This is a genomic window from Alteromonas sp. 4NH20-0056 (assembly GCF_057539655.1).
Map to the genome: position 1 here is coordinate 327,850 of NZ_BAAJLS010000003.1, position 23,845 is coordinate 351,694.

Annotated in this window: 20 protein-coding genes; 16 read left to right on the forward strand and 4 right to left on the reverse strand. The window is 45.1% G+C overall.

The features are described from left to right. Positions 1-180 precede the first annotated feature (180 nt). The 7 genes from AC27EZ_RS07585 to AC27EZ_RS07615 are packed head-to-tail and all read left to right on the forward strand — an operon-like array spanning position 181 to position 7,583. On the forward strand, positions 181-546 hold the full coding sequence (locus AC27EZ_RS07585) for a response regulator (protein WP_487134759.1): 366 nt from the start codon (positions 181-183) through the stop codon (positions 544-546). Positions 547-549: 3 nt separating this feature from the next. Beyond that, positions 550-2,448, forward strand: a complete 1,899-nt coding sequence (locus AC27EZ_RS07590) for a chemotaxis protein CheA (RefSeq protein WP_487134760.1) — start codon at positions 550-552, stop codon at positions 2,446-2,448. Then, positions 2,414-2,926, forward strand: a complete 513-nt coding sequence (locus AC27EZ_RS07595; protein WP_487134761.1) for a chemotaxis protein CheW — start codon at positions 2,414-2,416, stop codon at positions 2,924-2,926. The genes AC27EZ_RS07590 and AC27EZ_RS07595 overlap by 35 nt, the downstream gene beginning before the upstream one ends. A 3-nt stretch (positions 2,927-2,929) precedes the next feature. Beyond that, on the forward strand, positions 2,930-5,074 hold the full coding sequence (locus AC27EZ_RS07600) for a methyl-accepting chemotaxis protein (protein WP_487134762.1): 2,145 nt from the start codon (positions 2,930-2,932) through the stop codon (positions 5,072-5,074). 15 nt (positions 5,075-5,089) lie between these two features. Continuing rightward, positions 5,090-5,929, forward strand: coding sequence for a CheR family methyltransferase (locus AC27EZ_RS07605; RefSeq protein WP_487134763.1), 840 nt, complete (start codon positions 5,090-5,092; stop codon positions 5,927-5,929). Continuing rightward, a complete protein-coding gene (gene cheD, locus AC27EZ_RS07610) occupies positions 5,926-6,531 on the forward strand; it encodes a chemoreceptor glutamine deamidase CheD (RefSeq protein ID WP_487134764.1) in 606 nt (201 codons plus the stop codon). Before AC27EZ_RS07605 ends, cheD begins: the two co-directional genes overlap by 4 nt. Positions 6,532-6,539: 8 nt before the next feature. Continuing rightward, entirely contained in the window at positions 6,540-7,583 is a 1,044-nt protein-coding gene (locus AC27EZ_RS07615) for a protein-glutamate methylesterase/protein-glutamine glutaminase (protein WP_487134765.1), read from the forward strand. A gap of 41 nt (positions 7,584-7,624) precedes the next feature. Here AC27EZ_RS07615 and AC27EZ_RS07620 read toward each other — a convergent pair whose 3' ends face one another. After that, positions 7,625-8,506 carry a LysR family transcriptional regulator gene (locus AC27EZ_RS07620; RefSeq protein WP_487134766.1) on the reverse strand — a complete coding sequence of 294 codons (882 nt, stop codon included), beginning with the start codon at positions 8,504-8,506 and terminating at the stop codon, positions 7,625-7,627. A 129-nt stretch (positions 8,507-8,635) separates the two neighbouring features. On the opposite strand from AC27EZ_RS07620, the gene AC27EZ_RS07625 reads away from it, so the two are divergent. Further along, on the forward strand, positions 8,636-9,310 hold the full coding sequence (locus tag AC27EZ_RS07625; RefSeq protein WP_487134767.1) for a type 1 glutamine amidotransferase domain-containing protein: 675 nt from the start codon (positions 8,636-8,638) through the stop codon (positions 9,308-9,310). A 94-nt stretch (positions 9,311-9,404) separates the two neighbouring features. On the opposite strand, the gene AC27EZ_RS07630 is transcribed toward AC27EZ_RS07625, so the two are convergent. Next, the gene (locus AC27EZ_RS07630; protein ID WP_487134768.1) at positions 9,405-10,028 is read right to left on the reverse strand and encodes a response regulator transcription factor; all 624 of its coding nucleotides are present in this window, start codon (positions 10,026-10,028) and stop codon (positions 9,405-9,407) included. A gap of 180 nt (positions 10,029-10,208) precedes the next feature. Here AC27EZ_RS07630 and AC27EZ_RS07635 point away from each other — a divergent pair, with 180 nt between their 5' ends. Together AC27EZ_RS07635 and AC27EZ_RS07640 are read left to right on the forward strand one after the other, a co-directional pair. Beyond that, positions 10,209-10,886, forward strand: coding sequence for a Crp/Fnr family transcriptional regulator (locus tag AC27EZ_RS07635; protein WP_487134769.1), 678 nt, complete (start codon positions 10,209-10,211; stop codon positions 10,884-10,886). 34 nt (positions 10,887-10,920) lie between these two features. Next, complete coding sequence (locus AC27EZ_RS07640; protein ID WP_487134770.1) at positions 10,921-11,334, forward strand: BLUF domain-containing protein; 414 nt, start codon at positions 10,921-10,923, stop codon at positions 11,332-11,334. Between the two features lie 17 nt (positions 11,335-11,351). Here the strand turns inward: AC27EZ_RS07640 and AC27EZ_RS07645 are convergent, their stop codons facing one another. After that, a complete protein-coding gene (locus AC27EZ_RS07645) occupies positions 11,352-12,830 on the reverse strand; it encodes a tryptophan halogenase family protein (RefSeq protein WP_487134771.1) in 1,479 nt (492 codons plus the stop codon). Then, positions 12,827-13,855, reverse strand: coding sequence for a LacI family DNA-binding transcriptional regulator (locus tag AC27EZ_RS07650; protein WP_487134772.1), 1,029 nt, complete (start codon positions 13,853-13,855; stop codon positions 12,827-12,829). The genes AC27EZ_RS07645 and AC27EZ_RS07650 overlap by 4 nt, the downstream gene beginning before the upstream one ends. Positions 13,856-14,074: 219 nt before the next feature. Between AC27EZ_RS07650 and AC27EZ_RS07655 the strand changes: the two genes are divergently transcribed. From AC27EZ_RS07655 to AC27EZ_RS07680, 6 genes are all read left to right on the forward strand, one after another. Beyond that, positions 14,075-16,804, forward strand: a complete 2,730-nt coding sequence (locus AC27EZ_RS07655) for a TonB-dependent receptor (RefSeq protein WP_487134773.1) — start codon at positions 14,075-14,077, stop codon at positions 16,802-16,804. 92 nt (positions 16,805-16,896) lie between these two features. Beyond that, a complete protein-coding gene (locus AC27EZ_RS07660) occupies positions 16,897-19,395 on the forward strand; it encodes a family 20 glycosylhydrolase (protein ID WP_487134774.1) in 2,499 nt (832 codons plus the stop codon). A gap of 85 nt (positions 19,396-19,480) precedes the next feature. Continuing rightward, the gene (locus AC27EZ_RS07665; protein ID WP_487134775.1) at positions 19,481-20,371 is read left to right on the forward strand and encodes a glucosamine kinase nucleotide-binding domain-containing protein; all 891 of its coding nucleotides are present in this window, start codon (positions 19,481-19,483) and stop codon (positions 20,369-20,371) included. After that, entirely contained in the window at positions 20,368-21,366 is a 999-nt protein-coding gene (nagB-II, locus tag AC27EZ_RS07670; protein ID WP_487134776.1) for a glucosamine-6-phosphate deaminase NagB-II, read from the forward strand. The genes AC27EZ_RS07665 and nagB-II overlap by 4 nt, the downstream gene beginning before the upstream one ends. Next, positions 21,363-22,517 (forward strand): N-acetylglucosamine-6-phosphate deacetylase, encoded by a 1,155-nt coding sequence (nagA, locus tag AC27EZ_RS07675; protein WP_487134777.1) that lies wholly within the window; start codon positions 21,363-21,365, stop codon positions 22,515-22,517. The genes nagB-II and nagA overlap by 4 nt, the downstream gene beginning before the upstream one ends. Next, positions 22,514-23,833, forward strand: coding sequence for a sugar MFS transporter (locus tag AC27EZ_RS07680; protein ID WP_487134778.1), 1,320 nt, complete (start codon positions 22,514-22,516; stop codon positions 23,831-23,833). The genes nagA and AC27EZ_RS07680 overlap by 4 nt, the downstream gene beginning before the upstream one ends. Positions 23,834-23,845 lie beyond the last annotated feature (12 nt).

A 23,845-nucleotide genomic window follows, 5' to 3' on the forward strand; every position in this document is an offset into this window, starting at 1 on the left:
GCGCTCTTGAAATATAGTGGAACTAAATGCAAGCGAGAGGGCTATTATTGCAAATCTTGATATATGTCAACTTTTGTACATTTCCTCAGCGTGGTTTATTCAGAGCGCACTATACTTTTTTCCGACAAGGAATATTCAGTTAAGTCTAAGTAATGAATAGAAATCGGGAAGGAGAAGTACATGGGTAAAAAGATTTTAATTGTAGACGATTCACCTTCAATTAGGCAGATGGTCGAAGTGACGCTTCAAAGTGAAGGTTATGACATTACCGTGGCGGTCGATGGCCAAAACGCACTGGATATATGCCAAGACAGTACTTTTGATTTCGTACTAACCGACGTAAACATGCCCAACATGGACGGTATTACCTTAGTAAAATCATTAAGAGCAATGAGCGCATTTAGTGCAACGCCTATCGTGGTGCTTACGACTGAAGCGGGTGGAGATATCAAATCTCAAGGTAAAGCCGCTGGCGCTACAGGGTGGATGGTAAAACCTTTCGACCCTACAAAGTTACTACAGCTTGTTGCTAAGGTATTGGGTTAATCCATGTCTATCGATGTAGAGCAGTTCCACCAAGTCTTTTTTGATGAAAGCGAAGAGCACTTGGAAACCATGGAGCAATTGCTTATGGCCATTGATCCCGCATCGCCAGATTCAGAATCATTAAACAGCATTTTTCGCGCGGCGCATTCTATTAAAGGCGGCAGCGGTATTTTTGGCTTTAGTGGCTTGGGTGGGCTCACCCACGTCATGGAAAACTTACTGGATAAAGCTCGCCACGGTGAGCAGTTGCTTACTACCGATATTGTTAACCAATTACTCCACACAACTGACTTACTCAAGAGTATTCTCGACGATTACCGCTCAGGACAACCGATTAATCAAGACGAAATAGACAAAGGCATTTTGGCACTTGAAAAAACCATCAACCAAGACGATGGCGCATCATCGATTACTGCACAGAGCAATGATGAAACCTTTGGCTTTTTTGACGACGTTGACCAACCTGAAAAGACTGACTCAGATGCATTTGGCTTTTTCGATGAAGAAGAGAATAACGATGAAACGCCAGCAAACGAAAAGCAATCATCGTCTGAAGATATCGGTTTTGGTTTGTTCGATGATGAACCTTTAGAAAAAGAGACTGCGCCTACTAAGGCTGAAACGGTTGAAGACAGAAAACCGCCTTCTTCAGTGGCGCCAACAGTTGCAAAAAAATCCACATCAGTTGAGTCAAAATCGATTCGTGTTGATACATCAAAAGTCGACTTACTCGTAAACCTCATCGGTGAGTTGGTCATTACCCAATCTATGCTGATGGTGCAAGGCTCAAGTGAGGCCCCTGATTCACAAGAAAAGCTTCAAACGGGGTTGGTGGAACTGGAGCGTAACACCCGCGAGTTACAAGAAGCCGTCATGTCTATGCGGATGCTTCCTATCTCATTCGTGTTCAATCGTTTCCCAAGACTGGTTCGCGACCTTGCAGACAAGTTAGAAAAGCAGGTAGAGCTTAATATCGTTGGAGGCAGCACTGAAATTGATAAGGGGTTGATTGAGAAACTCGTCGACCCACTTACGCATTTAGTTAGAAATAGCATAGACCATGGCATCGAATTACCGGATACCAGAGAACGCCAAGGCAAGGCTTCTGCCGGCATCATTACACTTTCAGCGGCTCAGCGTGGCGGCAATATTGTTATAGAAATAAGCGACGATGGCGCAGGACTAAACAAAGAAAAGATCCTTGAGAAAGCAAGCGAGAATGGGCTGAGTATTCCAGCAAACGGCACCGACGAGGATATATGGAATTTAATATTTGCCCCCGGTTTTTCTACCGCGCAAAGCGTGACTGATATATCGGGTCGCGGGGTGGGAATGGATGTTGTTAGACGGAATATCGAAAGTATCGGCGGCAGAATTAACATTACCTCGACCCAAGGTAACGGGTCGTGTTTTTCCATCAGCGTGCCACTGACATTAGCAATAGTCGATGGTATGTGCGTAGCCAGTGGCGATCAGGTTTTTGTCGTTCCTCTGGTGGCAATTATTGAGTCGATACAACCCGATAAGCAGCAACTGCGCTCTATTGGTAACGAGAAGTTGTTGTGGGTGCGCGACCGTTATTGGCCCATTTTAAATTTGGCCAAACGCATGGATATAGATAACGCCGTAAAGTCACCGACAGAGGCGATCATTATCCTTATTGAAAGCAGCAAAAAACGCTTCGGGCTGATGGTCGATAAGCTGTTGGGCCAACAACAAGTTGTTATAAAAAGCTTGGAGCAGCATTACAGACGCGTACCAGGTGCCGCAGGTGCCACCATCATGGGTGATGGACATGTAGCCATAATTGTTGATGTCGAGTCGTTAGCAGACGACATCAATGAAGAAATAGCGGAGAAGCAAACGAATGAGCGAAACGTTGACCAAAAACATGCGGTCTGAACACGACGTGCATCATGACCGCGAGTTCCTAAGCTTCGTATTGGGCGAAGAGCAATACGCGCTTGATATTATGTCCGTCAAAGAGATACGGGGGTACGAACCTGTTACCAAAATCGCCAATGCCCCCCCTTTTATTAAGGGGGTGCTTAACCTACGTGGTGACATCGTTCCAATCGTTGATTTACGTATTAAATTCGACGTGGGGGAACCTACATACAATGAGTTTACGATTGTCATTATGTTGAATGTTTTAGACCGGATTGTTGGGATTGTTGTCGATGCGGTTTCCGACGTTATAACGCTTAGCGATGATGATATTAAGCCACCTCCGGAGTTTGGCGTGGCGTTTGATACTAAGTTTCTGCATGGTTTGGCAGAGGTCAACGACGCTATGGTCATCATCGTAAACATTGAAAGCTTAATCAGTAGCGAATCGCTAGCCTTATTTGATACCAGTAACCAGGGTGGTCAGGAGTGACATATGAACGTCTTAAATTTGTTTAAAGCATCTTCACAATCGGTAAACACAGAAAGACAACTGCAGGCATTAGAGCTAAGTTCTACCAGCTTTATGATTGCAGACGTTGATCGCAATATCGTTTACGCAAATGAAGCAGTATTGTCACTGTTGAAGCACAACGAAAAGGAACTACAAAAAGCATTACCGCAGTTTTCAGCCGACAATTTGATTGGCCAGAATATTGATATTTTTCATAAAAATCCCTCACACCAACGCAATATGCTAGCGAATTTGCGTGACACCATGGTGTCGTCAATAACGGTTGGAACGCTAAACTTCCGTCTTACACTCATGCCCTTATTTGATGACTCTGGTACAAGCTTAGGCACTGCCGTTGAATGGCTAGACATCAGTGAATTAATTCTAAAAAGTGGGATGTTAGACGCCCTTGATCGCTCTCAAGCAGTAATAGAATTCTCTCCTCAAGGCGATATCTTAAAAGCAAATGCAAACTTTCTGGCAGTAACGGGTTATGCCCTCGACGAGATTGTAGGAAAGCATCACAGAATATTTGTCGACCCTAAAGACCACAACAGTGCTGAGTACCTTGATCTTTGGAAGAAGCTACAAGCAGGCGAGTATCAGACCGGGGAATTTAAACGCATCACAAAGGCAGGGAAAGAGGTGTGGATCCAAGCCTCCTACAACCCTATTTTGAACAATGCTGGCGATGTAACAGGGGTGGTCAAATACGCCGTTGACATCACCGCACAAAAAATGAAAAACGCAGATTATGCGGGGCAAATTGAAGCGATAGGTAAGTCTCAAGCTGTGATCGAATTCGAGATGGATGGCACCATTATTCAAGCCAATGATAATTTCTTGAATACGGTGGGGTACACACTTTCTGAAGTAAAAGGTAAGCACCACAGTATGTTTGTAGACGCCGAGTATAAGCGCTCTCACGAATACCAAGAATTTTGGAACCAATTGAATGAAGGCGTTCATTCTAGCGATGAATTTAAGCGCATTGGCAAAGGAGGGAAGGAAGTGTGGATCCAAGCCACGTACAACCCTATTTTTGACGTCAATGGAAAGCCCTTTAAGGTAGTTAAATACGCGACCGATATTACGGGCAGAAAAGTCGCTGTTAATGAGATTAAACGTGTACTAACCAGCCTTTCACAAGGTGATTTAACCACGGAAGTTTCTGTTGATTTCGAGGGCGAGTTTATTGAAATAAGTGATGCAATGACATCGTTTATCAATAACCTAGTAGAGATGATTTCTGAGATCAGAACGGCTTCAGACTTAATCAACACAGCGGCGACCGAGATTGCACAGGGTAATAGCGATTTATCCAGTAGAACAGAAGAGCAGGCATCTAGCTTAGAGGAAACCGCGTCAAGTATGGAAGAGTTAACTGGCACGGTTAAACTTAACTCTGAAAATGCGAATCAGGCAAATGGTTTGGCTTCTCAAGCATCAACCATAGCCATTGATGGTGGCACGCTCATCAACAAAGTAGTCGATACGATGGGCTCTATAAACGACTCCGCACAAAAGATTTCTGACATTATTGGTGTAATCGACGGTATTGCTTTTCAAACGAATATTCTTGCCCTTAATGCAGCGGTCGAAGCTGCAAGAGCAGGCGAGCAAGGACGCGGGTTCGCGGTGGTCGCATCGGAAGTTCGTTCACTTGCTCAGCGTTCGGCCGACGCCGCGAAAGACATTAAATCACTGATTTCAGACTCGGTGAACAAAATTGAAAACGGCAATGAGTTGGTAAATCAGTCGGGAAAAACCATGGAAGAGATCGTGGTGTCGATTAAAAGAGTCAACGATATTATGGCTGAAATCGCTGCGGCTTCATCCGAACAGGCATCTGGTATTGACGAAGTCAGTAAAGCGGTATCTCAGATGGATGAAGTAACACAACAAAACGCTGCCCTTGTAGAGGAAGCTGCTGCTGCCGCAGAGAGCTTACAAGCCCAATCAGAGAGCATGATCAGTCAAATATCGGTGTTTAAATTGAAAGATATGCCCGAGACGAAAGTGTCAAATAAGACGCGTGCTATTGCGTCAAATGTTAAGCCTACAGCCAATACGGATAGACAAATAAAAACGTCGTCACCAGAGGATGATGAGTGGGAATCTTTCTGATAAAGGGCTCACATTATGGTGATGGAAGCTAGAGAGTTTGTATTTAGTACTAGCGATTTCAATCGAGTAAGGGCAATGCTTTATGATGTTGCAGGCATTAAGCTAGCAGATAGCAAAGACTCTATGGTTTATAGCAGGTTGGCAAGGCGCTTAAGGGCGCTGAAGATAACGCGCTTTACCGATTACTTACACTATTTGGAAACCCATACTGAAGAGTTAGAGCACTTTATTAATGGTTTAACGACGAATCTGACATCGTTCTTTCGTGAAAACCACCATTTTGAAATGTTAAGCCGCTATTTAAAAAGCGCGCAGGGGCACCAGCGCATTTGGTGCACGGCAAGCAGCACAGGGGAAGAAGTCTATTCTATTGCCATGTGCGCTGCCGAAGCCTATATGACCTTAACACCACCGGTAGAAATAATTGCTACGGATATTGATAGCAATGTTTTAACCTTAGCGCAGCAGGGTATTTATCAAAAGGATCGCGTCGCCAATTTAGCTGGAACGCGTTTAAAACGCTTCTTTCACAAGGGGAAAGGTGCCAATGAGGGTAAAGTAAGAGTTGTGCCCGAGTTACGTCATTTAATCACGTTTCAAAAATTAAATTTAATTGAGCCTCAATGGCCGGCCATTAAAGGGCCTTTCGATATTATTTTTTGTCGCAACGTGATGATTTATTTCGACAAGCCCACCCAGGCGAAAGTGCTCACTCGATTAGTCTCGACGTTAAAAGACGACGGCCTTTACTTTGCCGGTCACTCTGAGAGTTTTGCGGGGACAACCAACGTGTTAAAGCCAGTGGGGAAAACGGCTTATCGAAAAATACGCACAAACCGGGTACCACAGGAATGATCGACGAGTACGGCAATAACCTCTATGCAAACCGATATTACGATAGTTTTTTTAAGTGCCATGCCGTAAAAATTTTACCTGGAGAGTTCTACGCAACCAGCGACAACACCATGATTGTCACTGTGTTGGGGTCTTGTGTCGCGGCATGTCTGTACGACCCCATCAATAACATAAGAGGCATGAATCACTTCTTACTTCCAAGTGACGAAGGGCGCTCGTCAATCGTGTCAGAGTCAGCGCGATATGGAGGTTATGCCATGGAATTGCTAATCAACAAAATGCTTAAATTAGGTGCACAGCGTCAGCATTTGGTAGCCAAAGTGTTTGGCGGTGGAAACGTAATGAAAGGCTTTATTCAAAATAATGTGGGCGAACGCAATGTTGATTTTACGTTTGACTACTTAAAACGAGAGCATATTCCGGTTATCGCCAACGATGTGCTGTCTGATTACCCTCGCAAAGTCTATTTTTCAGCAAATGACGGGGTGGTTAATATCAAGAAGATTCGCTCGTTGCACAATACCACTATATTAGACAGAGAAAGCGAATATCGATTACGCCTGCGCCAGTCCAAAGGCAATGATAACGTTGATCTTTTCTAGGAGCATTCATGATTAAAGTACTCATTGTTGATGATTCTGCGTTAATTCGTAGCCTGCTAAAAGAAATATTGTCTAAAGAAAAAGACATGGTGGTAGTGGGCGCTGCTCCCGACGCTTACGTGGCGCGAGATATGGTTAATAAGTTCTCGCCTGATGTCATAACACTTGATATCGAAATGCCAAAAGTGGATGGCATTACCTTTTTGGCTAAGTTGATGAAGGCCCGTCCTACTCCCGTTTTGATGATATCTACCCTTACTGAAAAGGGAGCAGATGCGACCCTTAAATGCTTGGAATTAGGCGCCATTGACTATATTGCTAAGCCTAAAATAGGAGTTGCAGAGGGGATGGAAGAATATCGCCAGCTTATTGTTGAAAAGGTGAGAGTTGCTGCGTCGTCGAAGGTCGCAAAGCGAGAAGGTTCTCAAAGCAATGTAAAGCAACAATCAATCATAAGCGGCACTGAGAAAATCATTGCAGTGGGAGCATCAACGGGCGGTACTGAAACAATAAAAACATTTCTATTAAGCTTGCCAGCAAACGCTCCCGCCGTGGTTATTACACAGCATATGCCGCCAGGGTTTACGAAAACCTTTGCCGATCGCTTAAATACGTTATGCAGCGTAAATGTTAGTGAGGCAAAAGGAGGTGAACGCTTACTACCGGGGTCGGTTTTTATTGCACCTGGTGATATTCATATGGGAATTGAAAAGAGTGGCGCTGATTACCGTACCATATTGATAGACAAGCCCCGTGTTAGTGGTCACAAACCTTCGGTAGACGTGTTATTTGAGTCAGTTAGTCAGTGTGCCGGCAAAAATGCGATTGGTATTATTATGACGGGTATGGGAAAAGACGGCGCGCTCGGCTTATCTGCTATGAAGCAAAGCGGAGCATATACGATTGCACAAGACGAGGCCTCATGCGTAGTGTTTGGTATGCCTGGTGAGGCAATAAAGCTCGGCGCAGCATCGGTGGTATGCGACATAAAAGATATTTCACAAACCGTATTCGACTATATTAGAAAAACGGGCAGCGGCTCGCGACTTTAAATACTACGAGCCTTTCATTGCACTTTAGGCGGTTTCAGCAGTTACTCGTGCCAATCTGCAAAATGCTGAACAAGGAAGTCTATAGCGAGTCTTACCCGGGAAGGCATGAAACGTTTATTTTGATATACAATCCAACTGCTTGCCCCTTGCCCCCAGTAGGGCTGGAGTATTGGCACTAATTGGTCTTTTTCTAGCGCATCGTTGAATGTGCTTTTGGGCATATAGGCTATGCCTAACCCTCTTTTGCAAGCGTCTAAAAGCACGTTGGTGTTGTTACTACGCCATCGCCCTTTTACCTTAATTGCTTCTTGATTGCCTTCAACATTGAATTTCCAGGTGTCGTTATTAGAAACAATGCAGCTGTGCTTCTTGAGGTGCTGAGGCAGTGTTGGAGTGCCATGCTTTTGTAAATAAAGCTCACTTGCAACGGCCATCATAGGGCGGTTAACCAATTTTCGGGCCACCAAGTTAGAGTCGTTCAGTTCCCCATAGCGAATAGCAAAGTCAATGCCGTCCTCAAGCAGGTTAACAAAGCGGCTATTGAGGTCTAGGTCAATACTCAGTTCTGGGTGTTGGGCACCGAACTCCATCAAAGCTGGGGCGACAAAATGTTCGGCAAACCCGCCCGCGGCACTCACTCTTAATGTTCCGTTTAATAAAAACTGTTGTTGGTTAACGCGGTCGTTTGCCTGTTGTAACCCAACGACGAGCGCTCTTGCTTGGTGATAATATTCGGTGCCATTTTCGGTAAGGGTTACCAATCGGGTGGAGCGGGCGAGAAGGGCACACCCCAAACGTTTTTCTAGACGGGCTATTTGCCGGCTTACATGGCTGGTGCTGCATCCTAGCTGTCTGGCAGCAGCTGAAAAACCGTTTGCTTCGGCAACGGCAACAAACTCGATAATTCCGTCAAAACTGTCCATTAGGGCTCTATTGTTGCTATATAGCAATATAGTTTATTGAATTTTGCATATTATCATTTATAGGGCAATGAATTACAGTGTGGCTACGGTGAAAAACCCCTTATAACTTAATATTTGAGAGGAAAAACGATGAAAAAAGTACTTATTCCAGTAACAAACCATGCAACGTTAGGCGACACCGATCAGGAAAACGGTACGTTCTCTCCTGAATTGACTCATGTGGTGCATGTATTTAACGAAGCAGGAATTGATTACGATATTGCCTCTATAAAAGGGGGGGAAGCCCCGGTATATGGACAAGACATTGAAGGCGACGACATAAATAAAAACGTGTTAGCGAGTGAAGATTTCCAAAACCGTATCAACAATACTTTACCCGTCTCACAGGTAACGATTAGCGATTACGATGCTGTTTTCTATCCTGGCGGGTTTGGCTTGCTATCTGATTTAGCTACTAACGAAGATTTTGCCAAATTAAGTGCTGCCCATTATGAAAACGGTGGTGTTATTGCCGCGGTATGCCATGGCCCTGGTGCATTGCTGCCTATTACATTAAGCAGCGGCGACGCACTTCTTGCAACGAAATCGGTTACGGGTTTTACGCGTGAAGAAGAAGTTGATTATGGCACTATTAATGATATTCCATTCCTGTTGGAGGAGGCGTTAACGCGTAAAGCCGCTCGTTTTAATAAAGTACAGCCGTGGGGAACGTTTGTTATCGAAGATGACCGCTTGATCACAGGGCAGAACCCCGCTAGCGCACATGCGGTGGGTGAAGCGATTGTAAGGCTACTTACCAAGTAATCTTATCAGTATCACTATGTAAGAAGGCTTGCCACTAATAGGCAAGCCTTATTCGTTATATGTCAAAGACAATGACGTCGTCACTCGTTAGTCATTACTGTTTAATCATCATCACTTTCTTGACCAATTCAGCGACGTTCTTGGTCATCATTTTTTCAAGCACATGCGCGCGATGCACTTCTGCGGTACGAAGACTAATATTTAGCATAGAGGCAATGGTTTTATTAGGGTGGCCGTCTACTAATAAGTCGAGTACGGATAGCTCCCGTTTTGACAGACGCTCCATAGCAACTTCGACACTGTGACGTTTGCTGCGCTGCGTAAGTATTTCTTCATTATGCCTAAACGCTTGTTGGACAGTTTCAATAAGTACTTGATGACGAAACGGCTTTTCAACAAAGTTGAATGCACCATCGCGCATGGTATCGACAGCCATTTTTACATCAGCAAAGCCGGTTATAAAAATGATAGGCAATGCGGAGTCGTAGCTATTAAGAATATGCTGACACGCGATACCGCCTATGCCCGGCATCCTAATGTCACAGACAATGCAGCCCGACATTTCTTCAAATGCGTCTTTAGGAAAGGTCTGTAAGAACGTTTCAGCGCTATTGTAATGAGCGTGCGAAATACCAATGGTGTCAAAAATTAGCCCAATGGTTTCAACCAACAACGCATCGTCATCGATGATATGCACTACATTACGAGAATTTTGCAAATCCCTTTCCCTTTTTTGGAACTCAAAACTATGGCTAATTGCGCCCACTCACTGGTGATTGTGGTTTCTACTTACTTATAGTGATAATACACACAATAACTTTATGCAAAAAAAACTACTACTTTTGTATAAGTACTTCGAGTTTTGAATACGCTTTGCAGAACGACAGAGGTAAAAGTTATGGATAGCAATACATTATTTGACGCGTGTAATTACTGCCCCTTTGCAAGTGAATGCTGCGCTAACAAGGGCAGTTTAAAAGCGCTACCTAAGCGAGTGTTAACCTTTGATAAAGGCGATACGCTTATAAAACAAGGCGAGCGCTACGATGGGTTTTATGTCATGTGTCAAGGAAGCGCGAAAGCGATGTTAAAAGAAGAGGCGGGTAGTGACCGTATTCTTGAGTTCTACCATCCTCGCGATCTTATCGGGCTTTCAGGTTTTAGTAATGCGCACTACCAAGAAAGTGTAAAAGTGATGGCGTACACCAAGGTGCTCAAAATTGAGAAAAGCGATTTTGAGCGTGCCTTGCACGCATCACCTGTATTGGCGTCAGAAATGCTTAGCGTAATAAGCGAGCGTTTAGTGAAGCGTCAGCACCATTACTCAGCAATTAACACGATGGAAGCGGAAACGCGGTTAATTCATTTTTTATATGAAGAATATAGCGGTACATACCCTGAACAGCATACCTTTGAGTTATCAATGTCGCGTTTAGACATTGCCAATTACTTAGGCATTGCGGTAGAGACACTTAGTCGCCTTATGAAGCGGCTAAGTAATAAAGGAATTATTGAGACCAATCATAGGACGATAGCGTTTAGGAGCCCTGCTGATAAGGTGTTATTTGACGCCTGATATAAATGTTATCTTTTAGATTGGGAGAGTTAAGATGTTTCTTGTTCAACTGATTTACGCCAGTAAAGTAAGTGATATGTTTTTACCCGGTGATGTGGAATCTATTTTGGATTCGGCGCGTAACAACAATAAGGCGCTAGGCATTACGGGAATGCTTTGTTTTAATTCTACCTATTTCCTTCAGTGCTTAGAGGGCTCTCGCGCAGCGGTAAACAAAATTTTTAATACTATAAGTGCTGACTCAAGGCACGAGTCTATGCTGATATTAGCGTATTCAGAAATTTATAAACGAGACTTCGGTGACTGGGATATGGGGTATGTCTCAGAGTCAAAATTGAAGCGAAAACTTATGCTGAAGTACGCAAGTACAGATATTTTCAACCCGTTCTCGATGCAAGGTGAGAGCGCATTGAATTTGTTATCTGACCTAAAAAGCGAACTAAGCTGACAGCATCAACACTACGCTTATGGTTTACGTTGATGCTGACGTAGTGTTTCCGACAGGCTTTGCAGCGCGCCTACGTTTGATTTAGTGTGGTTTACTTGGTGAGAGAACCGCTGCATGCCGGCAAAAATGCAGTACCAAGAAGGGCGCAAATAGACGAGGTTTGCGTCAACAGCATTGAGTGCGGTTTCAAAGCGTTCGCCGCTGTCCCATGCTTTTAGTAGAAACGCTAACGTGTCGGGTACTTTTATGTCGTTTCGGCATGCTCGCCAATAAGCAGAATCAGTTCGCGTATTTAAATAATAGTGCGCGGCAATATAATCGCGTATACCATCAAACATTCTGTTCATTTCTTTATTGTAAGCAGGCTGTGCAAGCGAAGGTGTTGCATTATGTTGCCAACTGTCAATGAAGTGGTGCAGCGCATATTGAACAAGCATAAGGGCCGTAGCTTCCAACGGCTCAATAAAACCTTGCGAAAGTCCAATCGATAAACAATTACCCTGCCAATGTTCATTTAACCGGCCCACTTCCATTTTAAGGTGGCGCGCATCACCATCGCCTATTTGTAGCGCTTGTCTTAACTCGTCCTCTGCGTCGCTTTTTGAACAAAACTGAGAGCTGTAGACATACCCATTGCCTACTCGTGAGGTAAGCGGTATCTCCCATTGCCAACCATGCTTCAGTGCGATAGACCGTGTTTGGTATTGGGGCGCTGCTCCTAATGTTTGAGGTGTTGCGATTGCAACTGCAGCATCGTTGTATAGCGTGTCCGAAAATGACGTAAATGGTCTTGCCAACGCCTGCTTTCCTAGTAACCCGGCAAAACCTGAGCAATCAATAAATAAGTCGGCGTTAAGTTGACCGTGCAAGTCGGTTGCGACCGACTGTATATTCTCTGAAGTAGCAACAACATCGGTTACCGTTCCTACTTTATGGGTTACCCCTTTTTTGAGCGCGTAGGCTTTAAGGAACTCACCGAGAAGACCCGCGTCAAAATGGTAGGCATAATCTAGCTGTATTTTTTTATCAATATCGGTGGGGGCGATATGTTGCTTAACCATTTGCGCAGCGCTGAAATAGTGAGCAGGGTTAACGTCTGTCGCCGCCCCTTTTCTTCGCGCGTTTACAGCATCAAAAAACTGATTTGCTGTTGTGAAATCGAGTTCGGAAAAAAACGGGTGAAAGTAGGATGTTTTAGTATGTGGTGTATTCCAGCCTTCAAAGTTAATCCCCATTTTATAAGTCGCACTACATGCAGGCATCCACTCTTCTTCATTTACGCCTAAATAGGAGAAAAAGTGGCGCAAATAGGGGGTAGAGCCTTCGCCAACGCCAATGGTACCAATGGTATTAGATTCCAAAAGAGTAATGTTGCACGGTGAGGGCGTAGCAACGTTGGCTTGTTGTAACTCGTGTGCCCGCGCTAGATAGCATGCTGTCATCCATCCCGCAGTTCCGCCACCAACAATAAGTATGTTGTGAGGTAATGCGTTCATTTCAATACCTCTGTTGACTCGCGTACCACTAATTCAGGAGTAAACGTATGGGCAAAGTTCTCATGAGGTGCTTTGTTCTTCTTCGCTTTTAAGAAATGGATAAGTGAAGATGTTGCGCACTGTGCAATTTGGTCGGTTGGCTGCGATGCCGTGGTTAACGGTGGAAAGGTTTGTCGAGAGAAGGGGCTATTCTCAAAACCTGCAATGGCAAGATCGCTTGGGACATCGATACCGTTCATACGCGCACCGAAAAGCGTACCTGCTGCTATTTCATCGTTACAGGCAAAAACTGCAGTAGGACGAACCGGCATAGATAAAATCGTTTCTGAGCTTTTCACTCCGGTTTCAAAAGAGTAAGACCCTTGAATAATTAGGCTCTCTTCTATGGGGATATTCGCGTTAGTCAGCGCAGCCTTGTAACCATTTAACCGTTCAATGGTGGATTTATGAATTTCATCACCGGCGATAAACGCAATGCGCTGATGGCCCTTTTCTATAAGGTGGTTGGTAATGTCAAATGCGGCCTTAAAGTCATTAACAAGCACGTATGGGAGCGAAGAGTCCTGCTCTCGTTCGCCAGACAATATGCGCACGTAGCTAATATTATTTTCATCTAAGTGCGACAGTACGTTAGGCATTTCAGAAAGCGGTGGCGATAGTACTAGGCCAGCGAGTTGCGCCGCATTTACCATTTCAACGAGTTCTTGGGAAATATGGGTTGAGCTTGCATCGCATGGGTGAATAAGCAATTCGTAATTATTCTTTTTGCAGACATCCAAAATACCGTTTTGCATATCGATAATATAATAGGCATTGGGGTTGTCATAAACGTAGCCCAGCACTGATGCCGCTTTACTGGCTAAATCTCTCGCGGCTTTATTCGGAGTGTAGCGAAGCGAGGCAATGGCATCTTCAACCCGTTTTAATGTATCGGGCTTAACAGTGCCCTCTTTGTTTATCACCCGAGATACGGTTTTAATAGAAACGCCCGCTAACTCGGCAACACTTTTAATGGTGGCAGCCAACGTACTCTCCTGAATAAAAAATTGCTTTAAAAATCAACAAAAAAGCAAATTTTATTACTTAATTGTTAAATTTGCGTTTGCAGCTTTACATTTCGTGATGTAACTTAACATCTAATGACAGCGTTGTCATCTTAAAATGCAATCCTATAACAACGCCTGTCATTTTATTATTATAATAAATGACAGCGTTGTCATTTTGGCTGAGAGAAGGTTCACACAATGTATAAAAACCAACAAAGTAAACTAACAAAAAGCGTTCGCCTCGCCATTGCTATGGGCGCATTCAGCAGTATCGCTATGCCGGTGGCTTATGCCCAAGAGCAGGCAGCTGAGCCTGAGGTGATTGAAGTCACAGGGATCCGTGGAAGCCAAAAGGCCAACATAAACGCAAAACGTTTTTCAAATGCGATTGTCGATGCAATAACCGCAGAAGACATCGGCAAGTTCCCCGATAAAAACGTCGCGGAGACGCTTGCTCGTGTTCCGGGTATAACAATAGACAGAGATTTTGGCGAAGGCCAGGGTGTGACTATTCGTGGTGTACAGCCAGACCAAAACTTAACGTTAGTCAACGGTCAAGCAGTAGGCACAGGTCAGTGGTTTGTACTATCAGACGCAACGCGTAACTTTAACTTTGAAATTCTTGCCTCTGAGATGATCGCAGGGCTAGAAGTTTATAAATCTTCTCAGGCTGATATAGACGAAGGCGCCCTAGGTGGAACGGTTATTCTTAAAACCAGAAAGCCTTTCGACTTAGATGCAAACTCGGGTCAAATTTCTGTAGAAGCCCAGTATGGTGATATTGCAGATCAAATCGACCCATCGTTGTCAGGACTCTACAGCTGGAAAAACGACGATGAAACGTTCGGTATTCTATTTTCTGGCTCATATCAAGAGCGTACGGTAGAGCGTGAAACAAACGAAGACTTTGGTTGGTTTGGACCAAGCATTCCACGTATCGACCCACTTATTGAAGCGCCCGTGGGCGCAACACAAAAAGGGGCATTACCATGGGGAATGGGCTCTGCATTATTTAAACAAGAGCGTGAGCGTGTAGGGTTTGACGTTACTGCGCAATGGGCGCCGACAGATAACTTCGATGTGTCTGTGCATTATTTATCGTCCACATTAAAAGCAGACAACGTTAACTCTAACTTAATTGGTATTCCATTTCGCGGCATCGCTTATATGGGCGAAGACACAAATACCGGAACGGTAAGTAGCGACGGCGTTGTTGAGTCATTGAATGTGGTGGGTGTGCCACAGCGACCAGCATGGGCGCGTTTTATTGCTTATGACAATATTTTCCGCGACGGTTCTGAGATGTCGACAGAATTACTGGATATAGAAGGTAATTACATTATTGGTGATGGCAACCTTCACTTTCAAATAGGTACCACAACAGGTGAAGGCGAAAACCGTGATTTCTTCACAGAGTTTTGGGCCGATGCAAACGACCCACGTGCTGCCTTTGACTTTTACAATCCAGGTGGCGATGCGCCCTACATCGATTTCACCACGGCAAGCCCATGGCTTGAAAACCCAACAGATGAAATGTGGTTAGGCGGCATTTTTGATCAACAAAATTCTACCGAAGATAAAGAGAACTATGTTCAATTCGATTATTCACATAGCGTAGATTGGGGTGTGGTATCGGAAATAAAAACAGGGATTAAACGTCGCGATAGAAGTTTCTCTCAGTCACGTTTTAGAACTGACCTTGCTAACTTAGCGCCAGTCGGAGAGGGAAGCTTAGGCCCAGCGTCAGACTTCTGGACGGGTGAAATGCTTAATGTATCTCACTCAGATACCAATGCGGTAGGTGCTAGCTATTTCTTCCCAAACAAAGACAGTATGTATAGCGCGCTTTATAACGTCGCTGAGTGTTCAGGCGATGCCACTACGCTTTGTCGTAGAACTGACCAGTTTTTATCAGAATCGTCGTTTGAAATTGAAGAAGATATTACGGCGCTATATGCCATGGCTGTCTTCAGTGGTGATGGTTTCAGAGGTAATGTAGGTCTTCGTTATGTAGAGACAGATTCAACCTCAAACGGGTTCGACTTGAACACCGGAGAAGCGGTTGCGTTTGACGGCGGATATAACGAGTGGCTACCTAGTATTAACTTATCGTATGACCTAAGTGATGACGTGCTACTGAGAATGGCTGCTTCGCGTGTATTAACTCGTCCAGCGCCGTTCCAGTTGGCACCAGCGGTTAACCTAACGCCAGAGACTAGCTCAGGCTCGGCAGGTAACCCACAATTAAACCCACTGACTGCGAATCAGTTTGAGGTTGGTGCAGAATGGTACTTTAGCGAGTCATCTATTGCAGCCATTACTATATTTAAGAAAGACATTAATGACTTTATCTTCACTAAAACGGTATCTCGTGAAATTGATGGCCAGCAAATCAACCAGCTAAGAACCCCTGAAAATGGTGGCTCGACTACGATTGATGGTATTGAATTGCAGGTTCAACATGTATTCGACAACGGTTTCGGTGGATATGCAAACTACACCTATACCGACGTGGCAGATGCATTGGTAGAAGACGCGGTAGTCGTTACTGATGAGGACGGAAACATTACGGGTGCGACGTTGGCGTCTCGCGCGGTAAGTTTTCCAAACACATCAAAAGACTCGTTTAACGTAGGTGTGTTTTATGAAACAGACATTTACAGCGCACGACTTAATTACAACTACCGTTCTGAGTACTTCAGTGCACAAACAGAAATTGGTGACCGCTACCGCGACGAGCAAGCCCAGCTTGATGCGCAGCTAAGCTGGAACGTAACGGAAACGATTACGCTAAAAGCGGAAGCGCTAAACTTAACCAATGAAATTTGGGAGAACTACTACGTGCGTGAAAGCGATGGTAAGCGATTGGGTGGTACGCAAAGTGCCAACGGACGTCGTATCTTCGTTGGTGCAAGTATGAAGTTCTAAGTTGTTGTAAAAAAGAAGCGCTAAAGAGGGCGCAGTAAAATACTCCGCCCTCTTTTTTGCTGTAGAAAGTAAGTAAAACAAGGAATTGCAAAGTGAGAAGTATACTTGGCTTGTCGTTGGTATTGATGTCGTGCTCGGCGGCGCAGTCTGATGAACGCACGGTTGACCAGGCGCTATTAGACAAGCTTGGAAGTGAATTAACGGTAAAGTATGCCGTTACAAGTAACCTTGACGACACGATGTGCAGAGCGCACATAAAAGAAGGTGAGTGTTTTTCTTCCCGCATAACGCTTTCAACAAAAGCACACGCTATTCCTGAATCAACGACACTATTTTTTAGCCATATTGCGCCGGTAAAAGGGTTTACATCGCAAAGTAACGTAAACATTGAACATGTGAATGGCGATTTGCACCGTGTTTCGTTTAATCAATCTATACCACCGAACACAGAGATTACCGCCACTTTATCATCGCCGTTTTGGCATGCGTCACGTTCGGATGCTATGCCCAACTACTACATTACCTTCGGTGACTTACAGCCTGTAGTCGTGAATTCAACGGCGCGCATTACCGAACCTGGCTCACAGCTGTTGGTAAACCAACATGCAACACAATGGTCAACAAAAAATCAGTACCTACGCAGCAGTGAAGACAGCATGCCCCTCATGGACAGTACTTATTTATATGATGTCCATTCGCTTGCGGCACAACGCGCGGTTTCAGAAAAATCACTCAGGGTGATCCCACAAGTCGCAGCGCGAGAAGACACCGGCAAAACGGGAGTGATTAATGGCGTTACGTTTACGCCTGAAACAGCCACATTACTTGCACCTGCAAGGGCTCAACTTACCAGCTTTGGCTTGCCTGAAATAGAAAATGGCATGCCAGTGACGGTTACTATATCGGCAGACGATGCGACGCGTGCGCACTACACCCTTGCTATTTCAGACACTGATATTGAAATTAACGCGGCTTCAGCGCTAGGCGCAAACTATGCGCTGCTTACGTTAATGCAGTTATTTGATAGTGAGACAAAGCACCTACCCATTACCACAATTAATGACGCTCCTCGCTTCGCCTTTAGAGGCATGCATGTAGATGTGGCGCGCCACTTTCTTGGTAAGCAAGCGATAGAGACACTTATCACGCAAATGTTTACTTATAAGCTGAACAAACTTCATTTGCATTTAAGCGACGATGAAGGCTGGCGTGTAGAGATTAACGCATTACCAGAGCTTACCGAGGTCGGCAGCTTTCGCTGCCATGACGTAAATGAAACGCGCTGCCTAATGCCTCAGTTAGGAAGCGGTCCACATCGTAATGCCGTGGGCAACGGTTATCTTAGCGAACAGGACTATATCGATATCGTCAAAATGGCAGATGAGAGAGGAATAGAGGTTATTCCGTCGTTTGATATGCCTGGCCATGCTAGAGCCGCGATTGTTGCAATGAACGCCAGGCACGAACGTTTGTTGTCGCAACAAAACGAAATCGCTGCGACGCAATATTTGCTAACAGATGCGAATGACAAGACGCAATACCAAAGTGTGCAGTTTTATAACGACAATACAATGAACCCTTGCCTTGACAGCACTTACGTGTTTGTTGAAACGGTAATGGTATCAATAAAAAGGCTGCACGAAAAAGCAGGTGTGCCGCTAACTACGTTTCATATTGGTGCTGATGAAACATCGGGCGCATGGTCGCAATCACCGGTATGCCTTGCCAAAGACAAAGACCCAAATACCTTGTTACCTGAGTTCGTAACGAAGGTTCAGCGCATTGCCTCAACGCTTGATTTACGTATTGGTGGTTGGAGTGATGGTATGGAAAAAGCGGTATCTACGTTAGATAGCGAGAGTGCCTATGCAAACGTTTGGGATGTATTAGCTGCGGGCGGAAGTGAGAATATATCGCATTTTTCCGAAGCCGATATTCCGGTTGTGCTGTCATTCCCCGATGTTTTGTATTTTGATTTCCCTTACGCAAGTCACCCTTTTGAGCCTGGTTACTATTGGGGCTCGAAAGCAACAAGTGTTGAAAAGGTGTTTTCTCTGATGCCCGAGCACGTGTCGCTTCATAGTAACGAGTGGGTAGACAGAATGGGTAACCACTACACACCAAAAGCAGATGCAGACACATCAACGCTTGTGGGCATTCAAGGCCAGCTATGGACAGAAGTGACAGTAAACCAAGGTGCGATGGAGTATATGATGTTTCCGCGCTTGCTTGCCTTGGCAGAGCGCGCGTGGCACCAGTCTAACTGGCAACGTAATGCTAAAACGCTTTCAGCGAAAAACGACCTGTTAGATGCACGACAGCAAGACTGGTTGGGTTTCCAGTCGGCGTTATTCACAACGCATTTTCAAGCGTTAATTAAGCAAAACATAAATGTACGCGTACCGCCTCCTGCGGCCAAGATTGCCGATAGCATATTGTATATGCACCCGGTTGAAGGGCTAGTCATGGAGTACAGCCAAGATGGTAGCAACTGGTCGGTTTATTCGCGCCCGTTAATGGTTAAGGGAAAGACTCTTGTGAGATCAAGAGTTGCTGGAACAGTAAGAACGAGTCGACACGTTTATCTTTAACGTGTTGATTTAATGAATAAAAATGACAGCGCTGTCATCATTTTGATGGCGAATGTAAATGCGTTTTCGCAAATGAGATGGATAAATGAAAACTGATTTGTATTTTATCGGTATTGATGGCGGTGGAACGAAGTGTCGTGCCCGCCTTGAAGATGCAAGTGGCGTACTGTTGGGTGAGGGTGTTAGTGGACCTGCCAATATTATGCGTGACTGCACGTTAGCGATATCGTCAATGCTCGACGCAGTATCTAAAGCAATAGCCCAGTCGTCAAAGCCTATTGAGTTGCATCAATGTGTGGTTGGCGCTGGTCTTGCGGGTGCAAATGTTTCAAAAGCAAAGCAGGAGTGCGAAGCATGGGCACATCCTTTTGCTTCATTTTATTTGCTAAGCGACCTGCATGCTGCCTGCATTGGTGCGCATAATGGTGGTGAAGGGGCAGCCCTTATAATCGGAACCGGCTCATCGGGTACACATTGGAAAGACGGGGAATTTCATGATGTTGGTGGTCATGGCTTTCCTGTTGGTGATATTGCGAGCGGCGCGTGGTTAGGGTTAAAAGCGGTTCAGCACACATTATTATGCTTCGATGGACTAGCACCTGCAGACAACCTTTTCGATGCAATACGTGACAAACTCAATGCTGAAAAAGCAGAAGATGTTGTTAGTGCTTGTGCTGCATTCAACACCCATCACTATGCGTCGCTCGTTGAAGCTATGTTGCCGCTACTTTACACCAATGAAGAATCGGTGGTGGCGTTCTTTCAAGAGGGAGCGAATTACATAGAACGGGTTGCCAAGAGGCTACTGTCTGATAATAAAGCACCGCTTGCCATGATAGGCGGGTTAAGTGATATCTATGCGTCCAAATTTTCTTCACAGGTAAAAACACGGCTTGTCCCGTGTCAGGCGTCCCCCCAGCAAGGCGCACTGTTTTTCGCAAAATCTACTCATTCTCAATTTAAAGGTGTTAAATGAATCAGTCTATTATGGCCCGTGAGGCCAGAGAAGTGCCGTCTGTAATTCGCAATCAATTGGTAAATAATGAAAACGTAATTCAGCGCACGGTTGCCACATTGAACGACATAGCGCCTCGACTTATATACGTTATTGGGCGTGGTTCTTCAGACCATGCTGGCGTGTTTGCTAAATACTTATTTGAAATTGAAAAAGGTATTCCAGTGAGCTCTGCTGCGCTCTCTATTGCAGGCGTATATGGTAAACGGTTAGATCTTAGCGGTGCCGTCGCGTTTGTTATATCGCAGTCGGGTCGAAGCCCCGATATTCTTCGCCAAGCTGAATCAGCAAAACAAGGCGGGGCGTTTACTATTGCATTCGTAAACGACGAGTCGTCGCCGCTCGCAGAACTGGCCGATGCGGTTATTGGGATTGGCGCAGGGGAAGAAAAAGCGGTAGCCGCCACCAAAAGCTACCTTGCTACGCTGTCTGCACTGCTGCATTTGTGTGCCCGTTGGAATAACGATGATCATTTGCTGACGTCGTTACAGGCATTGCCAGCCTCGCTTGAGAAAGTCATTGATGAGCCAGCCCAATTAGTAGACACTTTTCTTCATAATACGCGTAATGCAGTGGTATTAGGGCGTGGTTTTGGTTATGCAATAGGTCGTGAAATTGCGCTGAAACTTAAAGAAGTATTAGGTATTCATGCAGAAGCATTTAGTAGCGCAGAATTTATTCATGGGCCGGTTACGCTTGTAGAGAACAAGCTAAAGGTTATTGCGTTAAACATTCAGGACGAAAGTGCAGCGTATCATCACGATATAATCGAAGACGTGAAACATCGCGGAGCAGAGTGTTTAGAGATGAATGCGTGTAACGATAACGTCCACCCTAGATTATCACCACTGCTTTTACTGCAGCGTTTTTATCTCGATGTAGAGCAAATTGCGGTTGCAATGGGGCTTAACCCAGATACACCGCCGGGTTTAAATAAGGTAACAAAAACACAATGAATACGCATATACGCATCCAACAAGCGTTAATAAACGGTACGTGGGTGAAAGACCTTGTCTTTACTGTAAATAATGGACGTATTGTTACTATTTCACCGTTTTCAGAAGCTGTGACGGTAGATGAATATGTGCAAGGTAAAGTCCTTCCAGGGTATATCGATACGCAGGTGAATGGCGGTGGTGGCGTCATGTTTAACCATGCGCCTACAGTTGAGAGTATCGCGTTAATGGCCGATGCTCATTTACAATATGGTACGACGGGTTTTTTCCCCACACTCATCACTGACGATCTCACGACTATTGAACATGCTGCTAACGCTATTGCAGAGGCGATAGGTGAACAGCATCCTTCGGTATTAGGTGTGCACTTCGAAGGGCCGCACCTTTCTGTTGCCAAAAAAGGCGTACATTTACCTCGCTATATTCGGCCTTTGTCTGATAAAGAGTTTGCGATTTATACACGAAAAGACATTGGGCAAGTTATTGTCACGGTAGCACCCGAAAATGTGTCGGCAGACGTTATTTCAGCGTTAGTAAAAGAGGGCGTGATTGTCGCGCTGGGCCATTCTAATGCCTCTCATGATATCGTTCAGCGAGCGCTTGAAGCCGGCGCTACCGGGTTTACCCATCTACTAAATGCTATGTCGCCATTTACCTCCAGAGAACCTGGAATGGTAGGCGAAGCGCTGTTGTCAGACGCCACGTGTGGTCTTATTGTTGACCATCAACATCTGCATAAAAAATCTGCTGAGTTAGCCATAAAAATAAAAGGTGAAAGGCAAATTATGTTGGTCACCGATGCTATGGCGCATGTAGGTGCGTCTAACGATACGGTTGCTTTTTTCGATACTGAAATTACGCGGTCTGGACAAAAATTAACGACACCAGATGGCACACTAGCAGGCAGCTGTTTGGATATGCACCAAGCGGTAATAAATTGCGTGAACGATGTGTCAGTTCCGCTTGAAAAAGCCAGTGTTATGGCTAGCGAAACCCCAGCGGCTTTTGCCAACGTGGGCGACCGCGTGGGGCAGCTTGCGGTGGGGTACGCGGCCAACTTCGTAGTGCTTGATAACAATAATGCGTTAAATCAAGTGTGGCAAAACGGTATCTGTAAAAAAGATAATAAAAAAGCGAGTAACTCACTATGACCGTAGCAACGAACACAGCACCTCAACAAGGAATAGGGCGTTTTATTCCAATTATTAGTATTGGCCTATTATTTTTTATATTCGGTTTTATCACCTGGTTGAATGGCGCGTTAATTCCGTTTCTACAAATGGTATGTGAGCTGACCGAGATTCAGGCGTTATTAATTGCGTTCTGCTTCTACATTGCGTACGTGGTGATGGCGTTGCCAATGGCAAAAATACTTGAAAAAACAGGCTATCAAAAGGGCATGAGTTTAGGGTTGGCCATAATAGCTTTTGGCTGCATTCTGTTTGTGCCCGCTGCGCTGTCTGCGTGGTTTCCAATCTTTTTACTTGCGCAGTTTGTGGTGGGCAGCGGGTTAACGATTCTCCAAACTGCGTCGAACCCTTTCATAGTGCGTCTAGGCAGTGAAGAAAGTGCAGCAGCGCGCATTGCTTTCATGGGGTTACTGAACAAGGCCGCTGGCGTGCTAGCTCCTATTGTATTCACCGCACTAGTGCTAAGTGGCTTGCCTGATGTAAGCCAGGAGACACTATCCAATATGCCAATAGATGAACGCACGGCCGTTATCAATGCCATGTCATTTTCGCTTATTCAGCCTTATGTGGGCATGGCTATAGCATTACTGATAGTTGCTTGGGCTTTTTCTCGCATTCATCTTCCAGATATCTCTGCCAGCGATGTGAATGAACCTAACAGCCCGACCGATAAACGCATTGTGCAGTTTCCGCACTTAGTTCTGGGCGCCGTAAGCTTGTTTTTCTATGTAGGGGTGGAAGTTATTGCTGGCGACACTATTGGTTTGTACGGCTCTTCGCTAGGTGTAGAGAATGCAACAACACTGACGTCTTACACGATGGTTGCCATGGTGATTGGCTATGTTATTGGGTTGCTTTGCATACCTCGGTTATTTTCTCAGCAACATGCACTACTTGGCTCGGCGCTTGTGGGGTTCGGTATTACGATGGCGATGCTATTTGCATCAAACACAAGTACGTCCATTGCTGAATTTCTATGGGGGTGGGCAGGCGTACCATTACTGCCGAACAGCGTTGCACTTATTGCCTTGCTTGGCTTTGCCAATGCATTGGTATGGCCGGCAATATGGCCATTGGCACTAAACAACTTAGGTAAGTACACCGCACAAGGCTCGGCACTGCTTATTATGGGCATTGCTGGTGGCGCTATACTGCCTATGGTGTATGGCGGGATGAGCGAAGCAATTGGAGGACAGGTAGCTTATGTAGTCATGCTGCCATGCTATTGCTTTATAGGCTATTACGCCATTTGGGGCTGCAAAAAAGTGGCGTGGTAACTGGTTTGTGCG